Below are 17,456 nucleotides of genomic sequence, written 5' to 3'. Positions count from 1 at the left end.
GGGCGAAGAAAAAGCTCAAATTAATTAACAAGCTGGCTTTGAGTGTTTTAAGCGAGAGAAAGGGGGAGTGGGGAATATTCCACAAATTAGGTGGTAACGCCCGGTTGGGTGGGTGAAGTACCCCATTTACGGAAATAGTAGCGGCCCTATTTCACCGACCGCTTTTGGTAGGGGCTGCTTGCCCTAAGGCGACATGGATTTAACGGGTCTAGAAGGGCTGCTTTTGGCTGTGGATTCAACCGGTCGATGCAACACAACTAAATTCTGTGTAAGCAGAAGGCGTGTTGCAGCAGGATCAACACCTTCAAACCCAAGTGCACCCAGGTCGAGTTCATGGACGAAAGCTCGACCACTCAAACTGGGTTTTCTTCGGTAACGTAATCGATTCTGAGATCGCATGCCCTCTGACCGTCATAGACTAACCTTCACCTCTGACAAACGCTCAAATGAGGGGGTTGCCATGGGATTGCAATGAGGCAGATTGACAGTCACTCACTCGTTCCACGCATAAAAAATACGTGAAAAAAAGTTAGATTAGGTAAGTAACTGATTTATGGAAGATAAAACACATGTAACAGTTAACAAGGCTCCGGAACTTATGAGTGAACAGATCGAGCCCGGTGCACCCAGCCACGCCGCGCAACAACGCCAGCGCGCCAGTCAGTTGGCCCAGGCGGTTCGGGCAGAATTGCAAAAAGCCGTGATCGGCCAAAACACGGTCATCGACGATGTACTCACCGCGCTGATTGCCGGCGGCCATGTGCTGCTCGAAGGCGTGCCGGGGTTGGGCAAAACCTTGTTGGTGCGCGCCCTCGCCCGCTGCTTCGGCGGCGAATTCGCGCGTATTCAGTTCACCCCGGACCTGATGCCCAGCGACGTCACCGGACACGCGGTGTACGACCTGCAAACCGAGCAATTCAAACTGCGTAAAGGTCCGTTGTTTACCAACCTTTTGCTCGCCGACGAAATCAACCGCGCCCCGGCGAAAACCCAGGCGGCGTTGCTCGAAGCCATGCAGGAACGCCAGGTCACCCTCGAAGGCCGCGCCCTGCCCATCGCCCAACCGTTCATGGTGCTTGCCACGCAAAACCCCATCGAACAGGAGGGTACGTATCCCCTGCCGGAAGCCGAACTGGATCGCTTCATGCTCAAGGTGCGCATGGATTACCCCGACGCCGATCAGGAGTTGGACATGGTCCGTCAGGTCAGCCGCTCGACCCGGGCCGACATGCTCGACGTGCAGCCACTACGGACTGTGTTGCAAGCCAAGGACGTATTGGTTTTACAACGCATCGCCAGTGATCTGCCGCTGGACGATCAGGTCCTCGATTACGCCGTTCGCCTGGCGCGCACCACCCGTAGCTGGCCCGGCCTGACGCTCGGCGCCGGGCCTCGAGCGTCCATCGCGTTGGTGCGCTGCGCTCGGGCGCGCGCCTTGTTGCGCGGCGGCGAATTCGTGATACCGGATGACATAAAGGGATGCGCACTGGCGGTGTTGCGCCATCGTGTGCGCATTGCGCCGGAGCTGGATATCGAAGGGTTGGAGGTCGATCAGGTGTTGCAGCAACTGCTCGATCAAGTACCGGCGCCGCGGTTGTGAACATCGTCTCCAGGAGAAAAGATCGCAGCCTTCGGCAGCTCCTACGGGGGTGCGCGTTCGACGTAGGAGCTGCCGAAGGCTGCGATCTTTTGACCTGCCTGCACGGTGCCAAATCATGAAACCCTCACGCCTGCTACTGACCTGGCTCGCCGTGCTGCTGGCCATCGGCATCGTGCTGGGCGCATTGCGAGCGCTGGAGTTCGCCGTTCCATCAACACTGTTGTCGATCAACTGGGGATTGTTGCTGGCACTACTGGCCCTGGCGATGCTCGACGCTGTCCGGCTCAAACGCCTGCCGTCGCCCCGTGTGAAACGACACATGCCCGGTAGCCTGGCGCTTGGTCGTTGGGGTGAAGTGCGAATAGAGATTGAGCATGACTTCACCCAGCCACTGACTATCCGACTTTTCGACCACGTACCCGACGGCCTGAACTTCGAAAACCTTCCCCTGTCAGTCGAGCTTCAACCAGACCAGCACACCCGGATCGGCTATCGCCTGCGTCCACTCAAGCGCGGCCACTTCACCTTCGAACACTGCGAAATCAACCTGCCGAGCCCCTTGGGCCTGTGGTCCGACAAACGCCTGCTCAACGTGCCCGACCACACCCGCGTGTACCCCGACTTCGCCCGCCTCTACGGCGGCCAACTGCTGGCGGTGGACAATTGGCTCAGCCAGCTCGGCGTGCGCCAGCGGCAACGACGCGGCCTGGGCCTGGAGTTTCATCAGCTGCGGGAATTCCGCGAAGGCGACAGCCTGCGCCAGATCGACTGGAAAGCCACCGCCCGCCAACGCACGCCGATTGCCCGGGAGTACCAGGACGAACGCGACCAGCAGATCATTTTCATGCTCGACTGCGGTCGACGCATGCGCAGTCAGGATGGTGAGCTGGCGCATTTTGATCACGCGTTGAATGCATGCCTGTTGCTGAGCTACATAGCGTTGCGCCAGGGCGATGCGGTGGGGTTCAGCACCTTTGCGGTCGAGCAACCGCGCTATCTCGCCCCCGTGAAAGGTGCCGGTCAACTCAACGTTTTGCTCAACACGGTCTACGACCTGAACAGCACCCAACGTAGCGCCGACTATCAAGCCGCCGCGACTCAACTGCTGGCCCGGCAAAAACGCCGCTCGCTGGTGGTGCTGGTGACCAACCTGCGGGACGAAGACGATGAGGAACTGCTGACTGCCGTCAAACGCCTGAGCAAGCAGCATCGGGTGCTGGTCGCGAGCCTGCGCGAAGACGTACTCGACAGTTTGCGTCAGACAACGGTGCAAACGTTGTCAGACGCATTGGTTTACTGCGGGACGGTGGATTTCCTGAATGCGCGGGCCGAACTGCATGAACGGCTGAACGTTCACGGCGTGCCGGTGCTGGATACAAGCCCCCATGAGCTGGGCGCCGCGCTGGTGACCCGCTACCTGGAATGGAAGAAAGCCGGGGTGTTTTGACGTCACCGAACCCTGTAGGAGCGAGCACGCTCGCGATGGTCGAGAGAACGCTGCGGGGTATCAGACTCCCAGCGTTATCGTTGACGTCCATCGCGAGCGTGCTCGCTCCTACAGAGCTTGCGTCTTTGCCTACAGATCAACCAGAATCCGCCGGCTTGTGCGCCTTGGGCTCGCCACGTAACTTGATCCGCGTCGCTGATTTCCAGCGATCGGGTTTAGTCGCCCGGGTGGGATACGGCTCATTGAAGGGATAAAACGCAAATGTCCAACTCCACACCGAATCCCCCCGTACGCGGCATGTCGATGTTCACCGTCGACCCCAATGCCGACCCCAGATCCATCGCCATCCAGGCGTTCGAAACCTTTTGCTCCGTCAACGACCTCTTGCTCGACCTGGCCGACAGCCTCGACGACAAGGCGCGGCATATGGCCGTGGCGATTTATCAGTTGAGTGAGTTGGGGTTGTTGCTGGTGGAGAAGTCGCTTGATAACGAGCGGGTGGTTAGCTAGTCGTATCAGCAAGATCAAAAGATCGCAGCCTTCGGCAGCTCCTACAGGGTGAACACCGTCCCCAACGTAGGAGCTGCCGAAGGCTGCGATCTTTTGCTTTTATCAGGCCGAAGCCGGCAACGACTGAAAACTGAAGTACTGCTTCAACGCCTCCACCAATTGCTCATACTCCGGCGGCGTCCGTTGCAGGCTGAACCCGGCGTCGTAATGGTGAGGGGTTGCGTCTTCATGGCACCACAGGCAGCAGGCCCTGATATCAATGATCTGCTGGCAGCCATCGGCCATGGGGATTTTCAGGCGCAAATCGAAATCCGCGCCGATCATGATGGGCAACTGACTAATGAGCATCAGCCCGTGTTCAGAGACGTTGCCCAGGAAGCCAATCGGTTTGTCGGTGACACTGTTGAACACTCTCAGAAAATACGGCAGTTGATGCCGCTCGATCCGGCGGTCTGTGGACATGCGCAATTCGCCCAGCAAGGCCCTTAAGCAGGGCCGCACTAATGCTTCGGAACGGGCCTGCCTGTATGAAACGTGAGCCAGGCAATGGGCGCGCTCTCCCCGATCCCGGTGCGACAGTCCATAAAGCCGCTGTCGCTTACTCCTGCCGATCACAGGTGTTACGTCGGTTTAGAAACAGGATTCTAAACCGGTTATTCGACTATAGCTCACCACCGCCGGTGAGCCAGCCGTTGAACGACTGCTGCAATCAGAACCGGGTCGGACGCACCGCCGTCGAGCTGCGCAGCGGGTAATGACCCAGCGACTGCAAGGTTTCCAGACGGGCCTGGGCGCGGTAGGCGTATTCGCTTTGCGGGTACGAAGCCAAGATGAACTGGTAGGTCTGCGCCGCATCGACAAACAGTTTCTGCCGTTCCAGACACAAACCGCGCAGCATCGACACTTCCGGCCACACATAAGGCCGTGCGCGGCTGGCGCGTTCGACTTTGGACAGTTCGAGCGTCACCTGGTCGCAATTGCCACGCTCATAGGCGCTGTAGGCATTATTCAAATGATGGTTCATCGAAAAACGGGTGCAGCCCACAACACTGAGGGCAAGAATGGTTATGAGCACGAATCGCATGGGGGTTCTCCTGTCTTGAGCTCTTTATCGACCCGTGAGCAAAAATCTTCAGGCTGCCTGCAACCAAAAGTATTCGGTTAAAGAAACAAACGAATAAGTAGTGCGAATGAACAATGACTACAACCGGAGAGCATAGTAGCCTCACTCAGCGCTTGAACTCAGGAGTCCTTTGCATGTCCGTCCGTCGTACCAAAATCGTCGCTACCCTTGGCCCGGCCAGTAACTCGCCGGAAGTTCTCGAACAGCTGATTCTGGCTGGCCTGGACGTCGCCCGCCTGAACTTCTCCCACGGCACCCCCGACGAGCACAAGGCTCGCGCGAAGCTGGTGCGTGACCTCGCTGCCAAGCACGGCCGCTTCGTTGCCCTGCTGGGCGACCTGCAAGGCCCGAAAATCCGTATCGCCAAATTCGCCAACAAGAAGATCGAGCTGAAGATCGGTGATCAATTCACCTTCTCCACCAGCCATCCTCTGACCGAAGGCAACCAGCAAGTGGTCGGCATCGACTACCCGGATCTGGTCAAGGACTGCGGCGTGGGCGACGAGTTGCTGCTCGACGATGGTCGCGTGGTGATGCGCGTCGATACCGCCACTGCCACCGAACTCAACTGCACCGTGATCATCGGCGGCCCGCTGTCCGACCATAAAGGCATCAACCGTCGCGGCGGCGGCCTGACGGCTCCAGCCCTGACTGAAAAAGACAAGGCCGACATCAAGCTCGCTGCGGAAATGGAAGTCGACTACCTCGCCGTGTCCTTCCCACGTGATGCCGCCGACATGGAATACGCCCGTCAACTGCGCGACGAAGCCGGCGGCACTGCCTGGCTGGTGGCGAAGATTGAACGCGCCGAAGCCGTGGCCGACGACGACACCCTCGACGCACTGATCAATGCCTCCGACGCTGTCATGGTGGCGCGTGGCGATCTGGGCGTGGAAATCGGCGACGCCGAACTGGTGGGCATTCAGAAGAAGATCATTCTGCACGCACGCCGCCACAACAAGGCGGTGATCGTTGCGACCCAGATGATGGAGTCGATGATCCAGAACCCGATGCCGACCCGCGCCGAAGTGTCCGACGTGGCCAACGCCGTGCTCGACTACACCGACGCCGTGATGCTCTCGGCCGAGAGTGCTGCCGGTCTGTACCCGCTGGAAGCGGTGCAAGCGATGGCGCGCATCTGTGTCGGCGCTGAAAAGCACCCGACCAGCAAGACCTCCAGCCACCGCATCGGCAAAGAGTTCCAGCGCTGTGACGAGAGCATTGCGCTGGCGACCATGTACACCGCCAACCACTTCCCGGGCGTGAAGGCCATCATCGCGTTGACCGAAAGCGGCTATACCCCGCTGATCATGTCGCGTATCCGTTCTTCGGTACCGATCTACGCGTTCACCCCACACCGCGAAGCTCAGGCGCGCGCCGCGATGTTCCGTGGCGTGTACACCATTCCGTTCGATCCAGCTTCGCTGGCGCCAAACGAAGTCAGCCAGGCGGCAATCGACGAACTGGTCAAGCGTGGCGTGGTGGAAAAAGGCGACTGGGTCATCTTGACCAAAGGCGACAGCTACCACACCACCGGCGGCACCAACGGGATGAAGATCCTGCACGTTGGCGACCCGATGGTCTGAGTGATCGGTTGTAAAACAAAAGCCCCGCCATGTGAATGGCGGGGCTTTTTTTCGTATATAGATCAGCTAATTCGGTAACAACCTGTCAGATCTGACAGTAGACAGCCTTCTGCGTCCTTCGCCTAATACGGTTGGCCTCTCGCCGAATATCAGTCATCAAGGCGTGTCCTCTTTGACTGAAGTAGTCCTTCGTTCACCGCGCCTGGGGCTCACCGTTGTTTTACTGAAGGAATATTAAAATGACCACATCCCCACAGCTTGCCCCAGGCGAACTCGATTCAGGTTTCGCGAATGCCGGAATACTGATACTCAACTATCCCGGTTTTTCTGTTGTTAACGGTCAATGTGTCGCAGAAGGCCACCAAGGCAAAATCTACATCCTCGGTGGCAGCTGGGATCAAAACAGCCACGTCGCCGAACATATAAGCATTACTTGCGTTTTGCCCGATGGAACATTCGATTTCGGATTCGGGACACACGGTACTGCGCATATAAAGTTACCCAATGAAGACCTGTCCACATCACCCATCCAGATCTTTTTTGTGACCGGCCAGGGAGAAGACCTGATTCTTGTATCTGTGGGTTACAACCCCTTGGGACAAGGTGCGGTAACGGAAGCCCAGTTACTGATTCGGCTAACCGGTGACGGCGCACTGGACAAGCGATTCGGCGTCGATGGATTCATGGTTCTCAAATTGCCCTTTGATGCCGACACGCGGCAGCCGGTAGCGGCAAACGCCGTGAAGTTCGCTACGTCTGCAAATAGCAGAGTCTGTTTGATTGGCGGCATGATCTACCTCATATCGAGTGGTATTGATCCGGCGCTTGGATTTGTTGTTGGTGTGGTGTCGCGCTTCAGTATCGACGGAACCGTGGACCCGACATTCGGTAACAAGGGGCATGCAACCCTTGCTGGAGTGCTCGGCGTCCGTCACTCGTTCAACGGTATTGTCGTTCAGAATGGAACAATTACTGTTTGTGGATGGGCAGGCACCGGGGCACTGATCGCGCGCTTCAATATCGACGGGAGTGTCGACGCCAGTTTTGCTGGCAGCGGGTACAAACAACTATTCGGGCCGAGCTTTCAATTCCAGTCTGTTGTAGTCCTGCCTGATGGCCGGACAGTGGCAGCCGGCTTTGGATTTCCCCAGCGCCGGGGTTTACTGGCGGTTTACACACCTACGGGCCAGATTGACCGGAAATTTAATAACGGCGCCCACATTGAGGAATCGTTTAACCCGCCTCAGCAAGTCATATTTTTAAGCGTGAAGGTCGACGACAACAAAATCTTCGCTTCGGGCAGATACTTCGTCGGTTCAACCCCGAAATTCGTTACCGCGAAATACCTGGACGATGGGCAGCGCGATCCGGCGTTTGGAAACGGCCAGGGTTATGCCATTACCGACGTACCCGGGCACACCGCCCTCGCGAACGGGATGAGTTTGCAGGCCGATAAAAAAATACTGCTGGTAGGTAACGATTTGGGCTCCGTCTACAGCAAAGCTGCGATCGTCACTCGTCTTCTGAATAACGTCTAGCGGCTGGAAAAACAAAGCCCCGCCAGGTGAATGGCGGGGCTTTTTGATTCCCGATCCAGAAGATGGGTTGTTCGGGCGGGCCTCTTCGCGAGCAAGCCCGCTCCCACAGGGATTGCACGTGCCCACAAATTCTTGGCTAGACTCAAAACCCTGTGGGAGCGGGCTTGCTCGCGAAGGGGCCCGCCCGGCCACCGCAAATTCAATGTCTGTTGATAAACCCCGACAACGCCGCAACCGCTTCCGGCGAGCGCAGCCGTTGGGTAAACAACGCGCCCTCTTCTTCTATCACCTTGCGCAACTGCTCCCGGTCCGGGGCTTTCATCAACTGCTTGCTGATGCGCACCGCCTCCGGTGGCAGTGACTCAAACCGCAATGCCATCTCCCGCGCCTTGGCCAATGCGGCTTCGCCACTGCCCAGGGCTTCGGTCGCGATGCCCCACTGCGCAGCCTGTTCACCGCTGAAGCCTTCACCGAGCAGCAACAGCTCCGCCGCTTTGGCGTGCCCAAGCAATCGAGGCAGGAGCAGGCTGGAACCGAACTCCGGGCAGAGCCCGAGATTGACGAAGGGCATGCGCAATCGCGCATCCCGGCTGACATACACCAGATCGCAATGCAGCAGCATCGTCGTGCCGATTCCCACGGCAGCGCCAGCCACGGCGGCGATCACCGGTTTGCGGCATTCGAGCAGGGTCAACATGAACTGGAACACCGGGCTGTCGAGGTTGCTCGGTGGTTGCTGCAGGAAGTCGGCGATGTCGTTGCCGGCGGTGAAGCATTCGGCGGAACCGGTGATCAGCACGGCATTGATTTCGGGGTCGGTGTCAGCCTGTTTCAGCGCTTCGGCCAGATGGCTGTACATGGCGCGGGTCAGGGCGTTTTTCTTGTCGGGGCGGTTCAAACGCAGGGTCAGCAGGCCGCGTTCGCGTTGCTGCAGAATGGCTTCGGTCATGGCGTGTCCTGATCTGAGAGGATCCAGTGTGGCGAGCGAGCTTGCTCCGGGCGGCGATCCGACGCTGGGCTGCGCAGCGGCCCCAAAAGCTTGTGAGCGCTTCGCACTCAAGCGCGAGCAAGCTCCCTCGCCACAAAAGTCAGCGCTCAACCGCGGGGCAGGAAGACGTCGGCCAGCAGTTGATTGCGCGGCAGTCCCGCCAGGTACAGGCGCCGGGCAAAAGCGTCGACGCTGTCGGGAGACCCGCAGAGTAAGGCCTGGGTTTGCCGGGAAACAAGCCGCAGTTGCGCCAAAGCCGCGGGCAACTCGGTCGGTGTCCACAGTTCGATGCTGAGGTTCGGGCGGCTGGCAGCCATGGCTTGCAGGGGCTTGGCCAGATAATGCTCATCGGCATCATGGGCGAGGTGAATCACGCGGATGGCGCCTTGGTGATCCTGACGCAAGGCTTCGCGCAAGACGCCAAACAACGGCCCCAGCCCCGTCCCGGCAGCCATCAACCACAGCGGCCGGGTGTGCCAGTCGGCGTCGTAATGCAGCGCGCCGCCACGCAGCTCGCCGAGACGCAGCGGGTCGCCGATCTTCAACTGACGCGCGGCATCACTGAATTCGCCGGGGTGACGACAATCAAGGTGGAATTCCAGAAACCGGTCTTCTTCCGGCAGACTGGCCAGCGAATAAGGCCGCGCCACGTTGCCAGCCCACAAGACCAGATGCTGACCGGCGCTGTAGCGTAACGGGCGTTGTGGCGTCAGGCGCAGGCGCAACACGCTGCTGCTCAACCAATCGACGGCGGCGACCTCGGCCGGACGTCCGTCCTGTTGCGGGTCGAAGGTGTGCACCTGCAAATCCTCGACCACCTGACACTGGCACGCCAGGCGCCAGCCTTGCTGACGCTGGTCTGCGCTCAGGGCATCGGGCCGGCTGTCGCTCGGCAATCCTTGCGTACATTGCACCAGGCACGCATGACAACTGCCGGCGCGACAACTGTAAGGAACGGACACACCGTTTTGATTCAACGCGTCCAGCAGGTTGCTGCCAAGCGCCACCGACCATTGACGATCGCCGACCCGCAACTCAGGCATCAACGTTCTCCCACGCCGCCGCGCAACGATTGCGGCCGTCGCGCTTGGCGCGATAGAGCGCCTGATCGGCACGCTGCAAGGCGTCGTCGAGATCGTCGCCCAGCTCCAGCAGCGTCATGCCCGCCGACAGGCTGAGGTTGCCCACCTTCAAGCCGATCAACTCGACGTCGGTAAAGGCAATCCGCAACCGCTCGCAGCAAGACGTCAGGCGTTCAGGGCCGCAATCGGGCAGCAGCACCACGAACTCTTCGCCGCCATATCGGGCCAGCACGTCCCCCTCACGCAAACAGGCGCTGGCCACACCGGCGAAAGCTTGCAGCACCTGATCGCCGGCGGCGTGGCCGTGCACATCGTTGATGCGTTTGAAATGATCAAGGTCGATCAGCGCCAGGCCATGCACGACACCGAGTTCCATGGCGTTGAGCTCGCGTGAGGCCAGACGCAGGAAATGCCGGCGGTTGAACAGCCCGGTCAATTCGTCTGTCGCCACCAGGTCTTCAAGCTGACGCATCATCCCGCGCAGGGTGTCCTGATGCGCCTGCAAGGCGAACCGGCGCTGACGCATCCGTTGGCGGGAGGCCTGGACGTGACGTGCATAAAGCTCCAGCCAGACCAGCACGATAAACAGCACGCACACCTGCAACGCAGCCAGCGCCGGGTCGGCCAACTGGAAGTTGTAACCCTCCCACAGCGTGATCGCGCTGAAACTGAAAAACACCAGCAACGCGCACCGCACAAAGGCAATACGCGACAGATGAAACAGCCCGAACAGCAGAATCAGAACGTAGAACACCAGAAACGCGCCGCGTGCCTCATCCAGATTGGCGACCAGCCAGGTTTGCCAACCCAGTCCCAGTAACACTTGCGCTTCGGTCAGGCTGGAGTCGGAAAACCGCAGATTCCAGCCGCTGTAAAACAACGCGAACAACGTCGCCTGACTGATGACCACCAGCGCGCTGCCGACGGCGACGTTGGCCAGGGGTTCATCGTAATGGCCGGTGAAAAACGCCAGCCACAGCAGCAGTAAGGCCAGGGCGTAGGTGCCGGCTGCAAGGGCAAAACGTTTGAGCAACAGGCGCTGGATGGCGTTATGGGTCAATCGTTGACTCACCGTGCGAATGGAGGCTGATTGAGTGTCCTACTCTACAGACCGAATGCCACTTTAGTGGTGTGTCTGACAAATGACCATTGAATTTTCAAAGCGTAAAACTGGCGTCAATGCCATGACCCCGATGAACCGATTACCTGTGGCGAGGGGATTTATCTGTGATGAAAGGATTTATCTGTGGCGAGGGGATTTATCCCCGTTGGGTGGCGAAGCCGCCCCGAAAGCTGCACCTCGGTGCGTCAGGTATACCGCGTGTGTCGGATTGGCGACTGCTTCGCAGTCGAACGGGGATAAATCCCCTCGCCACTAGATTGACTGCCGGCGCGTGTGCCCGCCTGCGAGGCGCGTTATACTGCCGCGCCTTTTTAGCGTCGCGCCAGCATGCCCGGCGTGCCTTGAAAGGTGCTTGCAACCGACCGATGCACCCAAGCTGCAAGCACCTTATTGAATGTTCCCGTCTTTTAGAGGAGCGCGACTCATGACCGTGATCAAGCAAGACGACCTGATTCAGAGCGTTGCCGACGCCCTGCAATTCATTTCCTATTACCACCCCGTGGATTTCATCCAGGCGATGCACGAAGCCTACCTGCGCGAAGAATCGCCAGCGGCCCGTGACTCGATGGCGCAAATCCTGATCAACTCGCGCATGTGCGCCACCGGCCACCGCCCGATCTGCCAGGACACCGGTATCGTCACCGTCTTCGTCCGCGTGGGTATGGACGTGCGTTGGGATGGCGCCACCATGGGCCTGGACGACATGATCAACGAAGGCGTGCGCCGGGCTTACAACCTGCCGGAAAACGTCCTGCGTGCCTCGATCCTCGCCGACCCGGCGGGCGCTCGTAAAAACACCAAGGACAACACCCCGGCCGTTATCCACTACTCCATCGTTCCGGGTAACACCGTGGAAGTGGACGTGGCGGCCAAGGGCGGCGGTTCCGAGAACAAGTCGAAAATGGCCATGCTCAACCCGTCCGACTCGATCGTCGACTGGGTATTGAAGACCGTTCCGACCATGGGCGCCGGCTGGTGCCCACCGGGCATGCTCGGCATCGGCATCGGCGGCACCGCCGAGAAAGCCGCGGTCATGGCCAAGGAAGTGTTGATGGAATCCATCGACATTCACGAGCTGAAGAAGCGCGGCCCGTCCAACCGTATCGAAGAGATGCGTCTGGAGCTGTTCGAGAAGGTCAACCAACTGGGCATCGGTGCCCAGGGCCTGGGCGGCCTGACCACCGTGCTCGACGTGAAGATCATGGATTACCCGACCCACGCCGCTTCGTTGCCGGTGTGCATGATCCCGAACTGCGCCGCCACCCGCCACGCGCACTTCGTGCTCGACGGTTCCGGCCCGGCCTCGCTGGAAGCGCCACCGCTGGACGCCTACCCGGAAATCGTCTGGGAAGCCGGCCCGTCGGCCCGTCGCGTCAACCTCGACACCCTGACCCCGGAAGACGTGCAGAGCTGGAAGCCGGGCGAAACCGTCCTGCTCAACGGCAAGATGCTCACCGGTCGCGACGCCGCGCACAAGCGCATGGTCGAGATGCTGAACAAGGGTGAAACCTTGCCGGTGGACCTGAAAGGTCGCTTCATCTACTACGTCGGCCCGGTTGATCCGGTGCGCGAAGAAGTGGTGGGCCCTGCCGGTCCGACCACTGCAACGCGGATGGACAAGTTCACCCGTCAGATCCTCGAGCAAACCGGCCTGCTGGGCATGATCGGCAAATCCGAACGCGGCCCGACCGCAATCGACGCGATCAAGGACCACAAGGCCGTTTACCTGATGGCAGTCGGCGGCGCGGCTTACCTGGTGGCGCAAGCGATCAAGAAATCCCGTGTCGTTGCGTTCGCTGAACTGGGCATGGAAGCGATCTACGAGTTCGACGTCAAGGACATGCCAGTCACCGTTGCCGTTGATAGCAAGGGTGAATCGGTACACATCACCGGTCCTGCCATCTGGCAGCAAAAGATCAGTGAAAGCCTGGCGGTAGAAGTGCAGTAAGCGCTTCGACTGACAAAACGAAGGTGACAGGAGCAACCCTGTCACCTTTTTTGTTGCTCACGCGGAACATTGTAGGAGCGAGCTTGCTCGCGAAAAACGTCCGGACAACACGTTTATCCAGACAACCCGCGTTATCGTTCACGACCATCGCGAGCAAGCTCGCTCCTACAAGGACAGGTTGCTCATGTTATGGTGCCGGCCCTCCGTAAACATTGTGTAATGCCCGGCATGTCTGAGTCTTCTCGCACCCTGCGCCTGACGCTGTACACCTTTCTTATCCTCGCCGGTGCAGCCCTCGCCGCCACGCTGGCCATGCGTCACGCCGAGCGTCAGGCCCTGGTCGAAGACGCCGCCCGCGCCAATCAGCAACTGGGCTTGTACGCCACCTCCCTGCACACCCTGATCGAACGCTACCGCGCCCTCCCCGCCGTGCTCGCCCTCGATCCGCAATTGCGTTCGGCGCTCAACGGGCCGGTCACCGCCGAACAGCAGGACGCGTTGAACCGCAAACTGGAAAAAATCAACGGCGCCGCCGAGTCCTCGACCCTGGAACTGCTCGATCACACCGGCCTCGCCGTGGCGGCGAGCAACTGGCGTTTGCCCAGCAGTTACGTCGGCCACAACTACGGTTTTCGTCCCTACTTCAGCCAGACCCGAACCCAGGGCACCGGGCGCTTTTATGCGGTGGGCGTGACCAGCGGCATTCCCGGTTACTTCCTGTCCAGCGCCGTCACCGATGACGCTGGCCGGTTTCTCGGCGCGATGGTGGTGAAACTCGAATTTCCGGAACTGGAACGCGAATGGCGTCAGGGCAGCGACACGCTGCTGGTCAGCGACGCACGCGGAATCATCTTCATCGCCAATCAGCCGGGCTGGCGCTATCGCCAATTGAAACCATTAAGCGACAGCGATCACGCCGAGCTCAAGGCCACCCGCCAATACGACAAGCAACCGCTGACGCTGCTGGACTATCAATCGCTGCGCCGCTTCGACGACAACAGTGAACTGGCGCGGGTCGATGGCCCGGACGGCAAAGCGGATTACCTGTGGGAATCCCTGCCGCTGACCGCCGAAGGCTGGACGCTGCACCTGCTGCGCCGCCCGCAGGTCGCGTTTGAAGACAGCCGCAACGCCGCGCTCGCCGCTGCCGGCCTGTGGCTGACGCTGGTGTTTCTGCTGCTGTTCCTCAACCAGCGCTGGCGTCTGGCGAAAATGCGCCAGCGCAGTCGCGAAGAGCTCGAGCAACTGGTGGAAGAACGCACCCGCGACCTGCGCACGGCTCAGGACGGCCTGGTGCAATCGGCCAAACTCGCGGCCCTCGGCCAGATGTCGGCGGCGCTGGCCCATGAAATCAATCAACCGCTGACCGCGCAGCGCATGCAGTTGGCGACCTTGCGCCTGCTGCTCGATCACGGCCGGGTCGACGACGCCTACAAGGCGCTCAAACCGGTGGATGACATGCTGACGCGCATGGCCGCCCTCACCGGCCACCTGAAAACCTTCGCCCGCAAAAGCCCCAGCGGCTTGCGCGAGCGTCTGGATTTGGCTTCGGTGGTGGACCAATCGTTGCAACTGCTCGACACGCGTCTTCGTGATGAACAGGTCAGCACTGTGCTGCACCTGACCCGTCCGGCGTGGGTGCGGGGTGATGCGATCCGGCTGGAACAGGTGCTGATCAATTTGCTGCGCAATGCGCTGGATGCGATGCAGGATAAACCCTGCAAACGCCTGGAAGTCCGCCTCGAAGCCGACGAAAAGCTCTGGCGTCTGAGCGTCATCGACAACGGCAGCGGCATCGCCGAAGAAAACCTGGCGAAGGTCTTCGATCCCTTTTTCACCACCAAACCGGTGGGCGATGGCCTGGGCATCGGTCTGGCCGTATCCTTCGCCATCGTTCACGAATCGGGCGGACGCCTGAGCGCCGATAATCACGCCAACGGCGCGGTGTTCACATTCACCCTGCCCATCGATCCGGAGGCGCCTGGCGCATGCTGAATTCAGTGATGGTGGTCGACGACGAAAGCAGCATCCGCAGCGCCGTCGAACAATGGCTGAGTCTGTCGGGTTTCGAGGTGCAGCTGTTTAGCCGCGCCGATGAATGCCTGGCGCAACTGCCGGCGCATTACCCCGGCGTGATCCTCAGCGACGTGCGCATGCCCGGCATGACCGGGCTGGAACTGCTGGCCGAAGTTCAGCGCCGCGATGCCGACTTGCCGGTGATTCTGCTGACCGGCCATGGCGACGTGCCGATGGCCGTCGATGCGATGCGCGATGGCGCTTACGATTTCCTCGAAAAACCTTTCAGCCCGGAAACCCTGCTCGGCAGCCTGCGCCGTGCGCTGGACAAGCGCCGACTGGTGCTGGAAAACCGCGCCCTGCATGAGCAGGCGGACAACCGCGCCAAACTCGACGCGACATTGCTCGGCGTGTCCCGTGGTTTGCAGACGCTGCGCCGGCAAGTACTGGACCTGGCGGCGTTGCCGGTCAACGTATTGATCCGCGGTGAAACCGGCAGCGGCAAGGAGCTGGTTGCCCGTTGCCTGCATGACTTCGGACCACGCGCCGACAAGCCGTTTGTCGCGCTCAACTGCGCAGCGATTCCCGAGCAGTTGTTCGAAGCCGAGCTGTTCGGCCACGAGAGCGGTGCGTTCACCGGCGCTCAGGGCAAACGTATCGGCAAGCTCGAATACGCCGATGGCGGCACGCTGTTTCTCGATGAAATCGAAAGCATGCCGCTGGCCCAGCAGGTGAAATTGTTGCGGGTGTTGCAGGAACAGAAGCTTGAGCGGTTGGGTTCCAACCAGAGCATTCGCGTGGATCTGCGGATCATCGCTGCGACCAAACCGGACTTGCTGGACGAGGCGCGGGCCGGGCGTTTTCGCGAGGATCTGGCCTATCGGCTGAACGTCGCCGAGTTGCGCTTGCCGCCGTTGCGTGAGCGCCGCGAAGACATTCCGTTGTTGTTCGAATCGTTTGCGCATCAAGCTGCCGAGCGGTTGGGCCGGACGTTTCCACCGCTGACCGGCCCGCAGTTGAGCCATTTGCTGAGCCACGACTGGCCCGGCAATGTGCGCGAACTGGCGAACGTGGCCGAACGTCAGGTGCTGGGGCTGGGTGAACCTGCGCCCGAGGGCGTCGATCCGGGGCAATCGCTGGCGGCGCAGCAGGAAGCGTTTGAAGCGCATTGCCTGCGCGCGGCGTTGACCCGGCACAAGGGCGATGTGAAGGCGGTGCTTGAAGAGCTGCAACTGCCGCGTCGCACGTTCAATGAAAAGATGCAGCGGCATGGGTTGACGCGTGAGATGTTCCTCGGTGAATGACCGTTAAGATCAAAAGATCGCAGGCTTCGCCAGCTCCTACGGGTGTACGCCAATCCACTAATGAAATGGCTACCCCCACCGCCCCCTGTGATCGCCCACTAACCTTCACAGGGGGCTCATCGGAGATCATTGCCATGAACAACGTAGCTATCGCCGCCATCGACCTGGGAAAACATACCTTTCACCTGCATGCGCAAGATGATCGCGGCCATGAGCTTTACCGTAAAAAATTTACGCGGGTGGCGCTCACGCAGCACCTCGCAAATCTCGCGCCCTGCACCGTCGTGATGGAAGCCTGTGGCGGCGCCCACTTCATGGCGCAAGAGGTCGCCAGGCTCGGGCATACACCCAAGCTCATTGCCCCTCATCTGGTGCGTCCTTACGTAAAAAGCAACAAAAACGACTTCGCTGATGCCGAAGCGATCTGCGAGGCGGCGACCCGGCCCACGATGCGTTTTGTACCACCCAAAACCCAAGCCCAGCAGGCGCTGGCCATGGCCAATTCGCTACGTGAGTCGTTCATTAAAGACCGCACGGCGACCGTCAATCGGATTCACGCCGCCCTGCTGGAGGTGGGCGTCAGTCTCGCCGCCGGCTTCAAAGCCATCAAAGAGCTTCCAGCGTTGCTTGAGGTGAGTTCATTTTCTGAACGCATCAAGAAAAATCTGATGCTGCTGCATGGGCACTTCAATTACCTGGATGGGCAGGTCAAAGCGCTGGATAAAGACGTGGAATGCCAGGCCGCTGAAGATGATCTGGCGGCGCGTTTGATGACCATGCCGTGTGTCGGCCCGATCACCTCCAGCGCCCTGGCTGCCGAGCTCGGTGATGGCAAGCAGTTCAAATGCGGGCGCGGCTATGCGGCCTCCATCGGATTGGTGCCCAAACAACATTCCACGGGCGACAAAACCGTGCTGCTGGGTATCAGCAAACGTGGCGATCGAAACCAGCGACGCCTGCTCATCCAGTGCGCCCGCGTGTACTTGATACAGCTGGATCGACAAAAAGGCGCTTTGGCGGACTGGGTCCGCCAGCTCTTGGCGTCCCGCCATCACTCCAACCTTGTGGTCTGTGCGTTGGCCAACAAGCTGGCCCGAATCGCTTGGGCGATTGCAGCCCACCACACTGAATTCGATGCGGGGCCAGCCGCGATGAACGCCTGACCCCGCTGTCACCCGAGCACCACCCACC

The 17,456-nt window shown here is 60.0% G+C and carries 13 protein-coding genes and 1 pseudogene; 9 read left to right on the top strand and 5 right to left on the bottom strand.

The features are described 5' to 3' along the window. Positions 1-598 precede the first annotated feature (598 nt). From ACYZTL_RS21885 to ACYZTL_RS21875, 3 genes and pseudogenes are all read left to right on the top strand, one after another. Positions 599-1,600, top strand: a complete 1,002-nt coding sequence (locus tag ACYZTL_RS21885; protein ID WP_461953488.1) for an AAA family ATPase — start codon at positions 599-601, stop codon at positions 1,598-1,600. A 115-nt stretch (positions 1,601-1,715) separates the two neighbouring features. Beyond that, a complete protein-coding gene (locus ACYZTL_RS21880) occupies positions 1,716-3,047 on the top strand; it encodes a DUF58 domain-containing protein (RefSeq protein ID WP_461953487.1) in 1,332 nt (443 codons plus the stop codon). Between the two features lie 291 nt (positions 3,048-3,338). Further along, positions 3,339-3,557: pseudogene (locus ACYZTL_RS21875) on the top strand (DUF6124 family protein); the annotation flags it as partial. A gap of 102 nt (positions 3,558-3,659) precedes the next feature. On the opposite strand, the gene ACYZTL_RS21870 reads toward ACYZTL_RS21875, so the two are convergent. Beyond that, a complete protein-coding gene (locus ACYZTL_RS21870) occupies positions 3,660-4,019 on the bottom strand; it encodes a PilZ domain-containing protein (RefSeq protein ID WP_461953486.1) in 360 nt (119 codons plus the stop codon). 247 nt (positions 4,020-4,266) lie between these two features. Then, positions 4,267-4,641, bottom strand: a complete 375-nt coding sequence (locus ACYZTL_RS21865) for a tetratricopeptide repeat protein (protein WP_461953485.1) — start codon at positions 4,639-4,641, stop codon at positions 4,267-4,269. Positions 4,642-4,814: 173 nt separating this feature from the next. On the opposite strand from ACYZTL_RS21865, the gene pyk reads away from it, so the two are divergent. Beyond that, a complete protein-coding gene (gene pyk / locus ACYZTL_RS21860; protein ID WP_461953484.1) occupies positions 4,815-6,266 on the top strand; it encodes a pyruvate kinase in 1,452 nt (483 codons plus the stop codon). A 239-nt stretch (positions 6,267-6,505) separates the two neighbouring features. Further along, a complete protein-coding gene (locus ACYZTL_RS21855) occupies positions 6,506-7,804 on the top strand; it encodes a hypothetical protein (protein WP_461953483.1) in 1,299 nt (432 codons plus the stop codon). Between the two features lie 199 nt (positions 7,805-8,003). On the opposite strand, the gene ACYZTL_RS21850 is transcribed toward ACYZTL_RS21855, so the two are convergent. The 3 genes from ACYZTL_RS21850 to ACYZTL_RS21840 all read right to left on the bottom strand — a co-directional run bounded on the left by ACYZTL_RS21850 (position 8,004) and on the right by ACYZTL_RS21840 (position 10,934). Continuing rightward, the gene (locus tag ACYZTL_RS21850; RefSeq protein WP_461953482.1) at positions 8,004-8,753 is read right to left on the bottom strand and encodes an enoyl-CoA hydratase-related protein; all 750 of its coding nucleotides are present in this window, start codon (positions 8,751-8,753) and stop codon (positions 8,004-8,006) included. Between the two features lie 146 nt (positions 8,754-8,899). Continuing rightward, entirely contained in the window at positions 8,900-9,835 is a 936-nt protein-coding gene (locus tag ACYZTL_RS21845; RefSeq protein WP_461953481.1) for an iron-sulfur-binding ferredoxin reductase, read from the bottom strand. Then, complete coding sequence (locus tag ACYZTL_RS21840; protein ID WP_461953480.1) at positions 9,828-10,934, bottom strand: GGDEF domain-containing protein; 1,107 nt, start codon at positions 10,932-10,934, stop codon at positions 9,828-9,830. Before ACYZTL_RS21840 ends, ACYZTL_RS21845 begins: the two co-directional genes overlap by 8 nt. Positions 10,935-11,421: 487 nt before the next feature. Here ACYZTL_RS21840 and ACYZTL_RS21835 point away from each other — a divergent pair, with 487 nt between their 5' ends. From ACYZTL_RS21835 to ACYZTL_RS21820, 4 genes are all read left to right on the top strand, one after another. Beyond that, positions 11,422-12,945, top strand: coding sequence for a fumarate hydratase (locus ACYZTL_RS21835; RefSeq protein WP_438662558.1), 1,524 nt, complete (start codon positions 11,422-11,424; stop codon positions 12,943-12,945). Between the two features lie 228 nt (positions 12,946-13,173). Continuing rightward, entirely contained in the window at positions 13,174-14,940 is a 1,767-nt protein-coding gene (locus tag ACYZTL_RS21830; RefSeq protein WP_461953479.1) for a sensor histidine kinase, read from the top strand. Beyond that, on the top strand, positions 14,934-16,265 hold the full coding sequence (locus tag ACYZTL_RS21825; RefSeq protein ID WP_461953478.1) for a sigma-54-dependent transcriptional regulator: 1,332 nt from the start codon (positions 14,934-14,936) through the stop codon (positions 16,263-16,265). The genes ACYZTL_RS21830 and ACYZTL_RS21825 overlap by 7 nt, the downstream gene beginning before the upstream one ends. Before the next feature lie 134 nt (positions 16,266-16,399). Then, the gene (locus ACYZTL_RS21820; RefSeq protein ID WP_461950982.1) at positions 16,400-17,428 is read left to right on the top strand and encodes an IS110 family RNA-guided transposase; all 1,029 of its coding nucleotides are present in this window, start codon (positions 16,400-16,402) and stop codon (positions 17,426-17,428) included. The last annotated feature ends 28 nt before the right edge of the window (positions 17,429-17,456 follow it).

It is taken from the genome of Pseudomonas sp. LB3P81 (assembly GCF_054897965.1).
Note: the sequence above shows the minus strand (reverse complement) of the source record. Positions and strands in the feature narration are given on the sequence as shown.

Excerpts from the sequence above, each read along its gene's own strand:
- ACYZTL_RS21885 (WP_461953488.1), top strand. The coding sequence starts at position 599 with ATGAGTGAACAGATCGAGCCCGGTGCACCCAGCCACGCCGCGCAACAA.
- ACYZTL_RS21880 (WP_461953487.1), top strand. The coding sequence starts at position 1,716 with ATGAAACCCTCACGCCTGCTACTGACCTGGCTCGCCGTGCTGCTGGCC.
- ACYZTL_RS21870 (WP_461953486.1), bottom strand. The coding sequence starts at position 4,019 with ATGTCCACAGACCGCCGGATCGAGCGGCATCAACTGCCGTATTTTCTG.
- ACYZTL_RS21865 (WP_461953485.1), bottom strand. The coding sequence starts at position 4,641 with ATGCGATTCGTGCTCATAACCATTCTTGCCCTCAGTGTTGTGGGCTGC.
- pyk (WP_461953484.1), top strand. The coding sequence starts at position 4,815 with ATGTCCGTCCGTCGTACCAAAATCGTCGCTACCCTTGGCCCGGCCAGT.
- ACYZTL_RS21855 (WP_461953483.1), top strand. The coding sequence starts at position 6,506 with ATGACCACATCCCCACAGCTTGCCCCAGGCGAACTCGATTCAGGTTTC.
- ACYZTL_RS21850 (WP_461953482.1), bottom strand. The coding sequence starts at position 8,753 with ATGACCGAAGCCATTCTGCAGCAACGCGAACGCGGCCTGCTGACCCTG.
- ACYZTL_RS21845 (WP_461953481.1), bottom strand. The coding sequence starts at position 9,835 with ATGCCTGAGTTGCGGGTCGGCGATCGTCAATGGTCGGTGGCGCTTGGC.
- ACYZTL_RS21835 (WP_438662558.1), top strand. The coding sequence starts at position 11,422 with ATGACCGTGATCAAGCAAGACGACCTGATTCAGAGCGTTGCCGACGCC.
- ACYZTL_RS21830 (WP_461953479.1), top strand. The coding sequence starts at position 13,174 with ATGTCTGAGTCTTCTCGCACCCTGCGCCTGACGCTGTACACCTTTCTT.
- ACYZTL_RS21825 (WP_461953478.1), top strand. The coding sequence starts at position 14,934 with ATGCTGAATTCAGTGATGGTGGTCGACGACGAAAGCAGCATCCGCAGC.
- ACYZTL_RS21820 (WP_461950982.1), top strand. The coding sequence starts at position 16,400 with ATGAACAACGTAGCTATCGCCGCCATCGACCTGGGAAAACATACCTTT.